The sequence below is a fragment of the Nocardioides cavernae genome (assembly GCF_013410035.1).
GTDB lineage: Bacteria > Actinomycetota > Actinomycetes > Propionibacteriales > Nocardioidaceae > Nocardioides > Nocardioides cavernae_A.
Genome location: NZ_JACCBW010000002.1, coordinates 494,335 through 507,905 on the forward strand (window position 1 = coordinate 494,335; position 13,571 = coordinate 507,905).

Here is a 13,571-nt window from a genome sequence, read left to right on the forward strand (position 1 = left end):
GACCGTAATGCACGTCACACCGACTTTCAACGACGGGTCCCGGCCTTTTGACTGAGGAACGCTCAAAAGTGCGGGTCAGCGGGATGCAGCGCGAGCGCAGAACGGGATCGTATATGATCCGTGCAGTGTCGTGCCAGCGCGGAATACCCTTCCGCACCCATCAGCTCCACCAGCTCGGCCTCGTGCGTGACGTAGACCGGCTCGAGCGCGACGTGCGCCTCGGTGTTGCCCGAGCAGTACCAGTCGAGGTCGTGACCGCCCGGCCCCCAGCCGCGCCGGTCGTACTCGCCGATCGAGACCTCGGTGTAGGACGTGCCGTCCTGACGCTCGACGGCGCGGTACTGGCGCCTGATCGGCAGCTGCCAGCACACGTCGGGCTTGGTCTCCAGCGGGTTGCGCCCCTGCCGCAGCGCGAGCCCGTGCAGCGCGCAGCCGGCGCCCCCGCCCAGGGGTGACTCGAAGTCGGTGCGGTTGTGGAACACGCAGGCCTGCTGGTCGTCGACCACGACGGCCAAGGTCTTGCGCTCACCGTCGTCGTCGGTCTCGATCCAATCGGACGTGCGGACCGTACGCCCGGGGTGGAGCTGCCAGTCGTCGGGCGTGAGCTGGGCGACGAACCCCGCCACGCGCCTCTCGTCGTCGGTGTCGGCGAAGTGGGCGCCGAGGGTGCAGCACCCGACGTCCGGCGCATCGGCGTAGATGCCCTGGCAGCCCTGGCCGAAGATGCACCGGTAGCTCGACGTCAGCCAGGTCAGGTCGCACCGGAACACCTGGTCGTCGTCGGAGGGATCGGCGAACTCGACGTACGCGCGGGGGAAGACCAGGTCGACTTCGGGCACACCACGAGCCTAGTAGCGTGGCGGGCATGCGCCTGGGCGTCCTCGACATCGGCTCCAACACCGGCCACCTGCTGGTGGTGGACGCGCACGGTGGCGCCGCCCCCCTCCCCGCCTCCTCGCACAAGCAGCCCCTGCGCCTGGCCGAGCACCTCGACGACGACGGTGCGGTGACCGGGAAGGGCATCGAGGCCCTCACGGACTTCTGCGCCTCCGCGACCGAGATAGCCGAGGACAAGGGGTGCGAGGAGATGCTGGGGTTCGCGACCTCGGCGGTCCGCGACGCGGTCAACTCCGACGAGGTGCTCGACCACGTCGAGAAGCACAGCGGGGTGCGCCTGGAGGTGCTCTCCGGTGAGGACGAGGCCCGCCTGACCTTCCTGGCCGTACGCCGCTGGCTCGGCTGGTCGGCCGGGCGGCTGGCCGTCTTCGACATCGGCGGCGGCTCGCTGGAGATCGCGGGCGGCACCGACGAGGCGCCCGACGTGGCGTGGTCGCTGCCGCTCGGAGCCGCCCGGATGGCGAAGTCGTGGTTCGGCGGGGGGCGCCCGTCCGACGACGACGTCAAGGAGTTGCGCAAGCAGGTCCGCGCCGAGATCGCCCGCGACGCGGGGCACCTCCTGCGCCCCGGCGTGCCCGACAAGGCGGCGGCGACCTCCAAGACCTTCCGCTCGCTGGCCCGCATCTGCGGGGCCGCGCCGAGCGGCGAGGGCCCGCTCGTGCGCCGGGTGCTCGAGCTGGAGACCCTCTCGGGCTGGATCCCGAAGCTGATGGAGCTCACCGACGAGGAGCTCGCCGACCTGCCCGGCGTCTCCCCCAGCCGTACGCACCAGATCGTGCCCGGCGCGCTCGTCGCCGAGGCCTGCATGGACATCTTCGACCTCGCCGAGCTCGAGATCTGCCCGTGGGCGCTGCGCGAGGGCGTGATCCTCGAGCGCCTCGACCAGATCTCCGTCGTGACGAGGTCGCGCTGACGATGGTCACGCCGCTGATCGGCCTCTCCACCGCCTCGGTCTACCCCGAGTCCACCGCGCACGCCTTCGGGTGGGCCGCGCAGCTCGGCTACGACGCCGTCGAGGTGATGGTGGGCATCGACTCGCTCAGCCAGCAGGTCGACGCGGTGCAGAAGCTCAGCGAGCACCACCAGGTCCCGATCTGCGCGGTCCACGCACCCTGCCTGCTCTTCACGCAGCGGGTGTGGGGCACCGACCCGTGGGTCAAGCTCGAGAAGTCCGCCGAGATGGCGCAGGCCGTCGGCGCCGACGTCGTGGTCGTGCACCCGCCCTTCCGCTGGCAGAAGGACTACGCCGCCGGTTTCGTCGAGGGCATCGCGTCCCTCGAGGCGCGCACCGGGATCGCGTTCGCCGTCGAGAACATGTACCCCTGGCGGGCTTCCTCGCGCCGCGGCATGGAGATGTACCTCCCCGGCTGGGACCCCAGCTCGGAGGACTACGCCCACACCACGATCGACCTCTCGCACGCCGCCATCGCCCGGTCCGACGTGATCGAGATGGCCGAGCGGATGGGTGACCACCTGCGCCACGTCCACCTCACCGACGGCACCGGGTCCGCCAAGGACGAGCACCTCGTCCCGGGGCGCGGCGTGATGAAGGCCCAGGCGTTCCTCGAGCACCTCGCCGGCACGGGCTTCTCCGGCCACGTCGTGCTCGAGATCAACACCCGCCGCGCCGCCGACCGCGCCGAGCGGGAGGGCGACCTGGCCGAGTCGCTCGCCTTCGCCCGGGAGCACCTCGGAGTGACCACCCCGTGACCGCCCGCGCGTCCCGCGGTCGTCGACCGGGCGCGCCCGACACCCGCGCGGAGGTGCTCGCGGCCGCGCGGGCGTCGTTCGCCGAGAAGGGCTTCCGGGGCACGACGATCCGCGCCGTCGCCGCCTCGGCCGGGGTGGACCCCGCGCTCGTCCACCACTACTTCGGCACCAAGGACGACCTCTTCGTCGCCGCACTGCAGATCCCGGTCGACCCCCGCGAGGTGCTCGCGCCCGTCGTGGCCGCCGGACCCGACGGCGCGGGCGAGCGGCTGCTGCGGACGTTCCTCGGCGTGTGGGACGACCCCGAGGTCCAGCCCGCGCTGGTCGCGCTGGTGCGCTCGATCATGTCCGACGACACCGGCGCCCTGGTGCGCGACGCCTTCATCCCCGTCGTGATCGGGCCGGCGCTCGCCTCCCTCGTCGCCGACCGGCCCGAGGCGCGCGTCCCGCTCGTCGTCAGCCAGGTGGTGGGACTGATCGTCACCCGCTACGTCGTCGCGATCCCGCCGATGGTGGCGATGCCGGCCGAGGAGGTCGTCGCCCGGATCGGCCCGGTCCTCCAGCACTACCTCACCGACGACCTGCCCTAGCCGGACGACCCTGCGCCGCCCGAGCGGTGCGTGAGGCATGTCCCCGCCACCCGGAACGTGCCCCACGCACCGCTGAACGGGGTTGACGCGGCCTGTCCGTCGTCGCACAATTCAACACATGATGAAAAACGTCGTGGAGGTACGCGACCTCGTCGTGGTGCGCGGGGCGTACGAGGTGCTGCCCGGCATCTCGCTGGACGTCCCGCCGGGGGTGACGGGGCTGCTGGGTCCGAGCGGGTGCGGCAAGACCACCCTGATGCGCTGCCTGGTGGGGGCGCAGCAGGTGCGCTCGGGGACCGTCGAGGTGCTGGGCGAGCCGGCCGGCAGCAGGCCGCTGCGGACCCGCGTCGGCTACGTCACGCAGGCGGCGAGCGTGTACGACGACCTGACCGTGGCGGAGAACCTCGCGTTCTTCGCCCGCGTGCTCGGCGTCGACCGCGCGGCCGTCGAGGAGGCGGTCGACGCCGTCGGGCTCGGCGGACACCGCGACCAGGTCGTCGGCCGGCTCTCCGGCGGGCAGCGCAGCCGCGCGAGCCTCGCGGTCGCGCTGCTCGGCACGCCGGACCTCCTCGTCCTCGACGAGCCGACCGTCGGTCTCGACCCGGTGCTGCGCCGCGACCTCTGGGGGCTGTTCCACCGGATCGCCGACGCCGGCGCGGCCGTGCTGGTGTCGAGCCACGTCATGGACGAGGCCGAGCGCTGCCACCGGCTGCTCCTCATGCGCGAGGGCCGGATCATCGCCGACGGTTCGCCCGACGAGGTCCGCGCCCGCACCGGGGCCGCCGACGTCGAGCAGGCCTTCCTCACCCTCGTGGAGGGCGCGGCATGATCTCACCCCGCGACCTTCTTCTCCTCCGCTCCGCTCCCCCGAACAACCCCGCGGGGACCCCGAGATGACCCCCCGCACCACCCTCGCCGTCGCCGGCCGGGTGCTCACCCAGGTGCGCCGGGACCACCGCACGCTGGCGATGCTGCTGGTCGTCCCGTGCGCGCTCATCAGCCTGCTCTGGTGGATGTTCGAGGACCTGCCGGGTGACCTGTTCGACCGCTTCGGACCCGGCCTGCTCGCGATGTTCCCCTTCATCGTGATGTTCCTCGTGACGAGCGTGACGACGCTGCGCGAGAGATCGTCGGGGACTCTCGAGCGGCTGCTCACGATGCCGATGGGCAAGCTCGACTTCCTGCTCGGCTACGCCCTCGCGTTCGGCCTGCTGGCCGCGGTGCAGGCAGCGCTCGCCGTCGGGGTCAGCGTCGGCCTGCTCGGGCTCGAGGTGGCGGGCTCGGTGTGGCTGCTCGGCGTGGTCGCCGTGGTGGACGCCGTCCTCGGCACGGCGCTCGGCCTCCTCGTCAGCGCCTTCGCCACCACGGAGTTCCAGGCCGTCCAGTTCATGCCGGCCTTCGTGCTGCCGCAGGTCCTGCTGTGCGGGCTGTTCGTGCCGCGCACCTCGATGCCCGGGGTGCTGGAGGCGATCAGCGACGCGCTGCCGCTGTCGTACGCCGTCGACGCGATGCAGGAGCTGGTCGGCGCCGCCGACACCGCGGTGATCTGGCGCGACGTCGTGGTCGTCGGCCTGTTCGCCCTCGCGGCGCTCGGCCTCGGGGCGGCGACGCTCAGGCGCCGGACGCCCTGACCGGTGCGGACCCGACGCGGCTGAACAGCCAGGCGCCGACCGCGAACAGCCCGGCGTACATCCCGGTCAGCATCACCACGTCGGCGATGGAGGCGGCCACCTCGTCCGTCGCGACCATCCCGACCGCCACGGCACCTGCGACGACGGTGGTGACCGCAGCCGCGCCGAGGGCGAGCACCATCCCGCGGGGACGGAAGCGGGTCAGCACCGCGACGAGCAGCCCCACGGCGGGGCCCGCCAGGTAGATCGCGTCACGGTCCCCGTCGCCGACGATGCCGAGGGCTCCGATGCCGAGGACGAGGAAGAGGACGGTGCCGACGGAGACGGCGAGCGCGAGGGCGTAACGGGTGGTCGGGGTCATGCCGCCGACGCTAGGCCCGCGGGCCGTCGGATGGGGTGGAGGAGGTGTGGAGGTCCGGTGAAGGTGGGGGTGGAGGTCCGGGCGTCCGGTCGGCGTAGCCTTCACGCCATGTCGTTGCTCCGCCAGCCGATCCTCCTCCTCGCCCGCAGCCAGGGCGTCAAGAAGCTCGTCTCCACGATGCCCGTCTCCAGCGGCATCGTGACCAGCTACGTCCCCGGCGAGACCACCGCGGACGCCGTGGGCGCGACCCGCGGGCTCGTCGACGACGGCCTGCGCGTGACCCTCGACTACCTCGGCGAGGACACCACCGACGCCGCGCAGGCGGAGTCCACCGTGGCGGCCTACAAGGAGGTGCTCGCCGACCTCGCCGCCCAGGGCCTCGCCCCGCACGCGGAGGTATCGGTCAAGCTCAGCGCGATCGGCCAGTTCCTCCCCGACAACGGCCACAAGGTCGCGCTCGAGAACGCCCGCGACATCTGCCGCGCGGCCCGCAACGCCGGCACCACGGTGACCCTCGACATGGAGGACCACACCACCACCGACTCGACGCTGGCGATCCTGCGCGAGCTGCGCAAGGACTTCCCCGAGACCGGCGCCGTGCTGCAGGCGATGCTGCACCGCACCGAGGCCGACTGCCGCGCGCTGGCCTACGAGGGCTCGCGCGTGCGCCTGTGCAAGGGCGCCTACATGGAGCCCGAGCAGGTCGCCTTCCAGGACCGGCTCGACATCGACAAGTCCTACGTGCGCTGCCTCAAGGTGCTGCTCGCCGGCCAGGGCTACCCGATGATCGCCACCCACGACCCGCGCATGGTCCAGATCGCGTCCTCGCTCGCCAGCCGCTTCGGCCGACAGCCCGGGACCTACGAGTTCCAGATGCTCTACGGCATCCGTCCCGAGGAGCAGAAGCGCCTGGCCGCCGCCGGCGAGACGATGCGCGTCTACATCCCCTACGGCACCGAGTGGTACGGCTACCTGATGCGCCGCCTGGCCGAGAAGCCGCAGAACCTCGCGTTCTTCGCCCGCTCGCTGATCAGCAAGAGCTGACGCCCTCGGCCCGCAGTAGGTTGGGCGCATGAGCACAGCGATCATCGGCGCCGGCGTGATGGGGGAGACCCTGCTGTCGGGGCTCGTCCGCGCCGGCCGCCGCGTCGACCAGCTGATGGTCGGCGAGAAGCGGTCCGAGCGGGCGACGGAGCTCGAGGAGCGCTACGGCGTGGCGGTCGTCTCCAACCGCGAGGCGGCTGCCCGGGCCGACACCGTCGCCCTCGTCGTCAAGCCGCAGGACATGGGCGACGTCCTCGACGAGATCGCGCCGGACCTGCGCGCCGGCCAGCTCCTCGTCTCGCTCGCCGCCGGCATCACGACGGGCTTCATCGAGTCGCGCGTGCCCGACGGCGTCGCGGTCGTCCGCGTCATGCCCAACACCCCGGCCCTCGTCGACGAGGGCATGGCCGCGATCTCACCCGGCTCCCACTGCGACGAGGCGCACCTGACCGAGGTCGAGTCGCTGATGGCCTCCACCGGCAAGGTCCTGCGGATCCCCGAGAAGCAGATGGACGCCGTCACCGCGATCTCCGGCTCCGGGCCGGCCTACATCTTCTTCGTCGTCGAGTCGATGATCGAGGCGGGCGTGCACCTGGGCCTGCCGCGCGCCACCTCGACCGACCTCGTGGTGCAGACGCTCGTCGGGTCGGCCGCGATGCTCCGCGAGACCGGCACCCACCCCGTCGTGCTGCGCGAGCAGGTCACCTCGCCGAGCGGCACCACCGCCTCCGCCCTCCGCGAGCTCGAGGTGCACCGGGTCCGCGCCGCCTTCCTCGCCGCCATGGAGGCCGCCCGCAACCGCTCCCGCGAGCTGGCCGAAGGTTCCTGACGCGCGCCGACAACCCCGACCGGTGGGCCGGAGTTCTGGTGGGTGTGACGAGAGACGGAACCCCGTGATCGCCCGGGCCGACCAGGCAGCGTTCGACGCGTTCGTCCGACGTTCCTCGGACAGGCTGGTGCGCACGGCGTACCTCCTGACGGGGGACCGCGGGCACGCGGAGGACATGGTGCAGACCGCACTCCTGCGCACCGCGCGCAGGTGGTCGAGCGCGCGGCGCGAGCCAGAGGCGTACGCCCGACGCGTCGTGGTCAACCTCGCCAAGGACCGCTGGCGCGCGCTGCGCCGTCGGCCGGACGAGGCACCGCTGGAGCACGACGTGCCGATCCCCGTCCGGGACGGGGTGGCCGACCGGGACCAGCTCCTGCGCGCCGCGCGGCAGCTGCCGGCCGGCCAGCGGGCGGTCCTGGTGCTGCGCTACTTCGACGACCTCAGCGTCGCCGACACCGCCGCCGCCCTCGGGTGCTCGACGGGCACCGTCAAGTCACAGACCGCGCGGGCCCTGGAGCGACTCCGGACCGCACTGACAACCGAGAGGGAGATGACCCGTGCTGACCGATGAGGACCTGACCCGACAGCTGCGCGACGCGTTCCGCGGCGACGCGGGCGACATGACGTACGACCGCGCCGCGCCGCGCCCGCGCACCCGACCGGCCTGGGCGCGTCCCGGCCTGGTCGCGCTGCCGACGGTCGGTGCCGTCGCGGCCGCGGTGCTCGTGCTCGGGTCGGTCGACGACCCGACGCCGCCCGCCCCGCGGGACGTGACGACCGCCGCGCCCTCGACGGGCGGCTCGACGGGCGGCTCGACGGGCAGCTCGACGGCCGCTCCGACGGCGGGCGAGACCGACGCCGCGGACCCCGGGACCGAGGAGATCGAGCTGGCCGGGATGACCTTCACCGTCCGGCAGCAGGCGGGCGACACCTCGATGGGGCTGCTCGCGGAGTACCCGCTCGACGAGCTCCCCGCGTGGGCGGAGCCCGTCGAGCTCGAGAGCGGGGCGTCGGCCAAGGTGTGGGTGGGCGTGGACCCCCAGACCGGGCGCGCCTCCATGGTCGTCGAGTCGCCCGTCCGGTGGGGCGGCAGGCTGACCGGCCTCGCCTCGCCGGACCTGTCGCTGGAGCAGATGACCGAGGTCGCGAGGAGCGGCCGGCTGTCCTGATGCTGCCGTAGGCGATCGGGGAGCACCGGCCTGCCCGGCGCAGGCCGCGGCTCCCCGGTCTCAGGCGCCGCGCAGCTGTCGTACGACCCCGAGCGCGTCGTCGACCAGCCCGCGCACCAGCGGGAGCCGGGTCAGCCGCGCGGCCCGGTCGACCAACGGCACGATCCCGGCGATCAGGGTCCGTGTCCGCTGCTGGCCCTCGCTGTCGTCGTGGACCCAGAACAGGACGACGCCCATGTGCAGCAGCCACAGCAGCTCGGGCAGCTCCGCGCGCAGAGCCGGGGTGATCTTGAGGTCGGACCCCTCGACGACGCGGCGGAACAGCTCCGTGCTCGCCTCGCGCGCCGGCGTCGATCGCTCGGAGAAGGGCGAGAGCGGCGAGCGCGGGTCGGCGGCGTTGCGGAAGAACTGCCCGCCGAAGTCGTGGAACGGTGCGGCGACGTCGAGGAAGGCGTCCATCACCGCGCGCAGCCGGTCGGCGAAGACGGTGGTGTCGTACGCCGTCCCGGCCCGCTCCGCGTGCTCGACCTGGAGCTGGTCGTAGAACGCCTGGACGAGCTCCTCCTTGCCGGAGAAGTAGTAGTAGGCGCTCCCCAGGGAGACCCCCGCCTCGTCGGCGATCGCGCGCATCGTGGTGGCGTCGTAGCCACCGGAGCGGAACAGCGACATCGCGGCGTCGACGATGCCGGCGCGGGTCTGCTCCGCCTTGCTCGTACGCCCGGCCGGCCGCTTCTCGCTCACGCGCGCCACCCTAGGAGACGCCGTCACGGCGAGCAGCACGCGTCGGTGCACGTGCCGGCCCGTGGTCGAGCCTCGGGAACCGCTGCCGTGCGGCGTCCGAGCCGGCCGGCACCAGGTCGAGCGGCACCAGCACCGGCTGCCGGGCGAGCCAGCCGCTGAAGGTGCGGCACAGGGGGCAGCCGTCGTCGTAGAGGACGGTGAGCCGCACCGCCTCAGCCCCCGTAGGCGGGCTGCTCGGCGGGACCGAGGTCGTACTGCGGGCGCAGCGGGGGCGTGCGCAGTCCCTCCATCCGGACCCGGCGGCGGATCGCGTTGAAGACGTAGACGTTGGTGAAGTGGACGAGGCCGAGCACGACCATGACGACCCCGACCTTGAGGCTGACCACCTCCATCAGGCTCGGCAGGTCCACCACGAGCTCCCCGGTGCGGAGGTAGAGCAGGACGAAGCCGACGTTGAGCAGGTAGAAGCCGACGACCAGCAGCGTGTTGATCGCGTCGGCGAGCTCGGCGTTGTCGTCGAAGACGTCCTCGAGGAAGACGCGTCCGTTGCTCGACAGGGTGCGTGCGACCCAGACGGTGAGCGGCACGGTGACGGCGAGGTAGGTGAGGTACGAGGCGGCGGTCCAGTCCACGGCGAACTCCTTTGAACGTGTTCAAAACGGAATGGCGTCACCGTAACGCCTTTCTTGAACATGTTCAACTTCGTCCGCCGGTCGGACCGCGCGGCGGGCGGGAGTAACGTCCGGCACATGGAGTGCGCCGGTCCGACGTCTGTCGTCTTCGACCAGACGCTCTGCGAGTACGACTTCGGCCCGACGCACCCGATGTCCCCGGTGCGCGTCGACCTGACGATGCGACTGGCCGACGAGCTCGGGGTGCTGGACGGCATCAAGAGGGTCGACGCCCCCGTAGCGACGGACGCGCAGATCCTCACCGTGCACGAGCAGGGGCTCGTCGACGCCGTCACCGAGGCCGGGGCGACCCCGGGCTACGAGAACTCCTCGCGGGGGCTCGGCACCGAGGACGACCCCGTGTTCGCCGACATGCACCGCGCGAGCGCGCACGTGGTCGGCGCGACCCTCGAGGCGTTCCGCCAGGTGTGGAGCGGCGAGTCGCTGCACTCGGTCAACATCGCGGGGGGCCTGCACCACGCCATGCCCGACCGCGCCAGCGGCTTCTGCATCTACAACGACGTCGCCGTGGGCATCCGCCAGCTCCTCGCGGACGGCGCCGAGCGGGTCGCCTACGTCGACATCGACGTGCACCACGGCGACGGGGTGGAGAAGGTCTTCTGGGACGACCCGCGCGTGCTGACCGTCTCCCTGCACGAGACGGGCCAGATGCTCTTCCCCGGCACGGGCTTCCCGACCGACACCGGCGGCCCGGGTGCCGAGGGCACCGCCGTCAACGTGGCGCTGCCGCCCGGTACGTCCGACGCCGGCTGGCTGCGCGCGTTCCACGCCGTCGTGCCGCCGGTGCTGCGCGAGTTCCGCCCGCAGGTGCTCGTCACCCAGCACGGCTGCGACTCCCACATGAACGACCCGCTCGCGCACATGATGCTCAGCATCGACGGCCAGCGGGCCGCCTACCTCGCCCTGCACGACCTCGCCCACGAGGTCGCCGACGGTCGCTGGGTCGTCACCGGCGGGGGTGGCTACTCGGTCGTCGACGTCGTCCCTCGCGCGTGGGCGCACCTGCTCTCGATCGCTGCGGGCGCCCCGCTCGACCCGTCGCTGCCGACCCCGCCTGCCTGGCGGGCGTACGTCGAGGAGGTGCTCGGCGCCACCGCCCCGCACCGGATGACCGACGGCCGCACCCCGGCGTACCGCGACTGGTCGGCGGGCTACGACCCGGAGGCCTGGCTGGACCGCGCGATCAACGCGACGCGGACCGAGGTGTTCCCCCTCCACGGCCTGGACCCATTGCCGTGAGGTAAAGAATCAACCCGACACGCCGCCAGTCCCACAAGTTTCTCTGTGATTCCTCTTCCCCATGCGTCACACGAGCCCTAATCTCTTCGAGAGCGGCACGCCTGTGACGCCGGCGGGGAAGCCGGCGCCGTCGCCGCGCAGAAGGATCGGTGCACACCATGGCTGAGAACACCTCTGGAAACGTACATGGCGACATGTCCGAGGCGCAGTTCCTGACCATTGCCGAGGTCGCGTCCAAGATGCGCGTCTCGAAGATGACGGTCTACCGGCTCGTCCACGGCGGCGAGCTGCCCGCGGTCCGCGTCGGCCGTTCGTTCCGGGTCACCGAGGACGACGTCAACGAGTACCTGCGCAAGAGCTTCTACAACGCCGGCTGACCTCACGGGAGGCGATTCGGGGCTGCGCGCACCCTCCCAGTAGGGTGAGCGGGTCCGACCGACGAGCGTCGGTCGCAACGAAAGGTCTGATCCGTGGGTTCTGTCATCAAGAAGCGGCGCAAGCGCATGGCCAAGAAGAAGCACCGCAAGCTCCTCAAGAAGACGCGCGTGCAGCGCCGCAAGCTCGGCAAGTAACACCCCTCGACTCATGGGACGGGTCGTGCTGGTCACCGGGATCTCCCGGGACATAGGACGACGCTTCGCGCGCGCCGCGGCCGCCGACCCGTCCGTCGAGCGAGTGATCGGGGTCGACGTCGTCCCTCCGCGGGGCGACATCGGTGACGTGTCCTTCGTCCGCGCCGACATCCGCAACCCCGTCATCGCGAAGGTCCTGGCCAAGGAGGACGTCGACACCGTCGTCCACATGAGCGTGATCGCCACGCCCGGCTCGGCCGGCGGTCGCGGGACGATGAAGGAGCTCAACGTCATCGGCTCCATGCAGCTCCTCGCTGCGTGCCAGAAGTCGACGACCGTCGAGCGGCTGGTCGTGAAGTCGACCACCACCGTCTACGGCTCGAGCCCGCGCGACCCCGCGATGTTCACCGAGGACATGGGGCCCAAACGCCTGCCCTCCTCGGGCTACGCCAAGGACGTCTACGAGATCGAGGGCTACGTCCGCGGCTTCGCGCGCCGCCGCCCCGACGTCTCCGTGACGATGGTCCGCGCGGCCAACGTCATCGGCCCTCACGTCTCGAGCCCCCTCACCAACTACTTCCGGCTGCCCGTGGTGCCCCGGGTGCTCGGCTTCGACCCGCGCCTGCAGTTCCTGCACGAGGACGACCTCATGGGCGTGCTGCGGCACGCGGCGACCCGCGACGTCCACGGGACCTTCAACGTGGCCGGCGACGGGATCATGACGCTCAGCCAGGCCGTACGCCGTCTCGGCCGGCCGTCGGTGGCGCTCCCCGGCTTCGCCGTCGGTCGCCTCGGCGCCACGATGCGCCAGGCCCGCATCTCCGACTTCTCCCCCGAGCAGCTGGGGTTCCTGACCTACGGTCGAGGGGTGGACACCACCCGGATGCGCACCGTCCTCGGCTTCGAACCGCGGTTCACCACGGCGGAGGCCTTCGCGGACTTCTGCCGCGAGCTCGCGCCCGCCCCGGAAGGAGCCGCTCGTGCCTGAGGAAGCCCGGCGCAGCTCCGGCGAGGACGCCGTCGTGATCCCGATCGGGACCGGGGGTCGCCCCGGCCGCGGCACCGGCAGCGCGCGTCCCTCCGCGGCCGCGCGCAACCTGGCCTGCGCGAAGAAGGCCGCCCCGAGGACGAGACCGGCCGCGCCTCGCGTCGAGCGGACCACGGAGCGGACCGCCGAGCGGACCCCCGACCCGGACGGCATCCCGGTCGGCGAGTGGCTCGCCGCCCTCCAGGGTGCGGCACACGAGGTGTTCGGTCCCGACTGGGAGCGCCGGCTCGCCGAGCTGTTGGCGTTCGTGCGTCGCCGCCTCGAGGGCCACTACGAGGTCGACGACTACGGCTTCGACCGCGAGCTCACCGAGCGGTTCTTCATGGCTGCACTGCGTCCGATCGCGCAGAAGTGGTTCCGCCTCGAGGTCCGCGGGCTGGAGAACATCCCGGCCGACGGCGGCGCCCTCGTCGTGTCCAACCACTCCGGCACCGTGCCGCTCGACGGCCTGATGACGATGCTGACCGTGCACGACCACACCGGTCGCTTCCTGCGACCGCTCGGCGCCGACCTGGTGTTCCGCATGCCCGTGGTCAGCTCCCTCGCCCGCAAGAGCGGCGCCACCCTCGCCTGCGTCGAGGACGCCGAGCGGATGCTGTCCGGCGGCGACCTGGTCGGCGTGTGGCCTGAAGGCTTCAAGGGCATCGGCAAGCCGTTCAGCGAGCGCTACAAGCTGCAGCGCTTCGGCCGCGGCGGGTTCGTCTCCGCGGCGTTGCGCACCGGCGTCCCGATCATCCCGCTCTCCGTGGTGGGGGCCGAGGAGATCTACCCGCTCGTGGGCAACGTGCCGTCGCTGGCGCGGCTGCTGGGCGTCCCCTACATCCCCATCACGCCGTTCTTCCCCTGGCTGGGACCGCTCGGCATGGTGCCGCTCCCGTCGAAGTGGATCCTCGAGTTCGGCGAGCCGATCCGCACCGACGCCTACGACGCCGCCGAGGCCGAGGACCCCATGCTCGTCTTCAACGTCACCGACCAGGTGCGCGAGACGATCCAGCACACGCTCTTCGACCTGCTCCGCGAGCGCGACGGGGTCTTCAGCTAGACGGTC

Annotated in this window: 19 protein-coding genes; 14 read left to right on the forward strand and 5 right to left on the reverse strand. The window is 72.1% G+C overall.

What is annotated here, in order from left to right; genetic code table 11:
• Positions 1-62 precede the first annotated feature (62 nt).
• Positions 63-839 carry a DUF3109 family protein gene (locus F4692_RS09895; protein ID WP_179619498.1) on the reverse strand — a complete coding sequence of 259 codons (777 nt, stop codon included), beginning with the start codon at positions 837-839 and terminating at the stop codon, positions 63-65.
• A gap of 26 nt (positions 840-865) precedes the next feature.
• On the opposite strand from F4692_RS09895, the gene F4692_RS09900 reads away from it, so the two are divergent.
• The 5 genes from F4692_RS09900 to F4692_RS09920 all read left to right on the forward strand — a co-directional run bounded on the left by F4692_RS09900 (position 866) and on the right by F4692_RS09920 (position 4,828).
• Positions 866-1,810, forward strand: a complete 945-nt coding sequence (locus F4692_RS09900) for a Ppx/GppA family phosphatase (protein WP_179619499.1) — start codon at positions 866-868, stop codon at positions 1,808-1,810.
• Between the two features lie 2 nt (positions 1,811-1,812).
• Positions 1,813-2,607, forward strand: a complete 795-nt coding sequence (locus F4692_RS09905) for a sugar phosphate isomerase/epimerase family protein (RefSeq protein ID WP_179619500.1) — start codon at positions 1,813-1,815, stop codon at positions 2,605-2,607.
• Positions 2,604-3,197 carry a TetR/AcrR family transcriptional regulator gene (locus F4692_RS09910; protein WP_179619501.1) on the forward strand — a complete coding sequence of 198 codons (594 nt, stop codon included), beginning with the start codon at positions 2,604-2,606 and terminating at the stop codon, positions 3,195-3,197. The genes F4692_RS09905 and F4692_RS09910 overlap by 4 nt, the downstream gene beginning before the upstream one ends.
• Positions 3,198-3,315: 118 nt before the next feature.
• A complete protein-coding gene (locus tag F4692_RS09915; protein ID WP_179619502.1) occupies positions 3,316-4,026 on the forward strand; it encodes an ABC transporter ATP-binding protein in 711 nt (236 codons plus the stop codon).
• A 64-nt stretch (positions 4,027-4,090) separates the two neighbouring features.
• Positions 4,091-4,828 (forward strand): ABC transporter permease, encoded by a 738-nt coding sequence (locus F4692_RS09920; protein WP_179619503.1) that lies wholly within the window; start codon positions 4,091-4,093, stop codon positions 4,826-4,828.
• On the opposite strand, the gene F4692_RS09925 is transcribed toward F4692_RS09920, so the two are convergent.
• Positions 4,809-5,189: a hypothetical protein gene (locus F4692_RS09925; RefSeq protein WP_179619504.1), complete on the reverse strand. Its 381-nt coding sequence runs from the start codon at positions 5,187-5,189 to the stop codon at positions 4,809-4,811. The two genes, F4692_RS09920 and F4692_RS09925, sit on opposite strands and share 20 nt — an antisense overlap.
• A gap of 108 nt (positions 5,190-5,297) precedes the next feature.
• Here F4692_RS09925 and F4692_RS09930 point away from each other — a divergent pair, with 108 nt between their 5' ends.
• The 4 genes from F4692_RS09930 to F4692_RS09945 all read left to right on the forward strand — a co-directional run bounded on the left by F4692_RS09930 (position 5,298) and on the right by F4692_RS09945 (position 8,231).
• Positions 5,298-6,233 carry a proline dehydrogenase family protein gene (locus F4692_RS09930; RefSeq protein WP_218858384.1) on the forward strand — a complete coding sequence of 312 codons (936 nt, stop codon included), beginning with the start codon at positions 5,298-5,300 and terminating at the stop codon, positions 6,231-6,233.
• A gap of 28 nt (positions 6,234-6,261) precedes the next feature.
• Positions 6,262-7,062, forward strand: coding sequence for a pyrroline-5-carboxylate reductase (gene proC / locus F4692_RS09935; RefSeq protein ID WP_179619505.1), 801 nt, complete (start codon positions 6,262-6,264; stop codon positions 7,060-7,062).
• A gap of 64 nt (positions 7,063-7,126) precedes the next feature.
• Positions 7,127-7,633, forward strand: coding sequence for a SigE family RNA polymerase sigma factor (locus F4692_RS09940; RefSeq protein WP_308645241.1), 507 nt, complete (start codon positions 7,127-7,129; stop codon positions 7,631-7,633).
• Entirely contained in the window at positions 7,620-8,231 is a 612-nt protein-coding gene (locus F4692_RS09945) for a hypothetical protein (RefSeq protein ID WP_179619506.1), read from the forward strand. Before F4692_RS09940 ends, F4692_RS09945 begins: the two co-directional genes overlap by 14 nt.
• 60 nt (positions 8,232-8,291) lie before the next feature.
• Here F4692_RS09945 and F4692_RS21805 read toward each other — a convergent pair whose 3' ends face one another.
• The 3 genes from F4692_RS21805 to F4692_RS21815 are packed head-to-tail and all read right to left on the reverse strand — an operon-like array spanning position 8,292 to position 9,604.
• Positions 8,292-8,972, reverse strand: coding sequence for a TetR/AcrR family transcriptional regulator (locus F4692_RS21805; protein ID WP_308645242.1), 681 nt, complete (start codon positions 8,970-8,972; stop codon positions 8,292-8,294).
• A gap of 10 nt (positions 8,973-8,982) precedes the next feature.
• Positions 8,983-9,180 carry a DUF393 domain-containing protein gene (locus F4692_RS21810; RefSeq protein WP_218858385.1) on the reverse strand — a complete coding sequence of 66 codons (198 nt, stop codon included), beginning with the start codon at positions 9,178-9,180 and terminating at the stop codon, positions 8,983-8,985.
• 4 nt (positions 9,181-9,184) lie between these two features.
• Positions 9,185-9,604: a hypothetical protein gene (locus F4692_RS21815; RefSeq protein WP_179619507.1), complete on the reverse strand. Its 420-nt coding sequence runs from the start codon at positions 9,602-9,604 to the stop codon at positions 9,185-9,187.
• A 117-nt stretch (positions 9,605-9,721) separates the two neighbouring features.
• Here F4692_RS21815 and F4692_RS09965 point away from each other — a divergent pair, with 117 nt between their 5' ends.
• From F4692_RS09965 to F4692_RS09985, 5 genes are all read left to right on the forward strand, one after another.
• Complete coding sequence (locus F4692_RS09965; protein WP_179619508.1) at positions 9,722-10,903, forward strand: acetoin utilization protein AcuC; 1,182 nt, start codon at positions 9,722-9,724, stop codon at positions 10,901-10,903.
• Positions 10,904-11,061: 158 nt separating this feature from the next.
• Positions 11,062-11,280 carry a helix-turn-helix domain-containing protein gene (locus F4692_RS09970; RefSeq protein WP_179619509.1) on the forward strand — a complete coding sequence of 73 codons (219 nt, stop codon included), beginning with the start codon at positions 11,062-11,064 and terminating at the stop codon, positions 11,278-11,280.
• 93 nt (positions 11,281-11,373) lie between these two features.
• Positions 11,374-11,475 carry a 30S ribosomal protein bS22 gene (locus F4692_RS09975; protein ID WP_008356322.1) on the forward strand — a complete coding sequence of 34 codons (102 nt, stop codon included), beginning with the start codon at positions 11,374-11,376 and terminating at the stop codon, positions 11,473-11,475.
• 13 nt (positions 11,476-11,488) lie between these two features.
• Entirely contained in the window at positions 11,489-12,463 is a 975-nt protein-coding gene (locus F4692_RS09980; RefSeq protein WP_179619510.1) for an NAD-dependent epimerase/dehydratase family protein, read from the forward strand.
• Positions 12,456-13,565, forward strand: coding sequence for a lysophospholipid acyltransferase family protein (locus F4692_RS09985; RefSeq protein WP_179619511.1), 1,110 nt, complete (start codon positions 12,456-12,458; stop codon positions 13,563-13,565). The genes F4692_RS09980 and F4692_RS09985 overlap by 8 nt, the downstream gene beginning before the upstream one ends.
• The last annotated feature ends 6 nt before the right edge of the window (positions 13,566-13,571 follow it).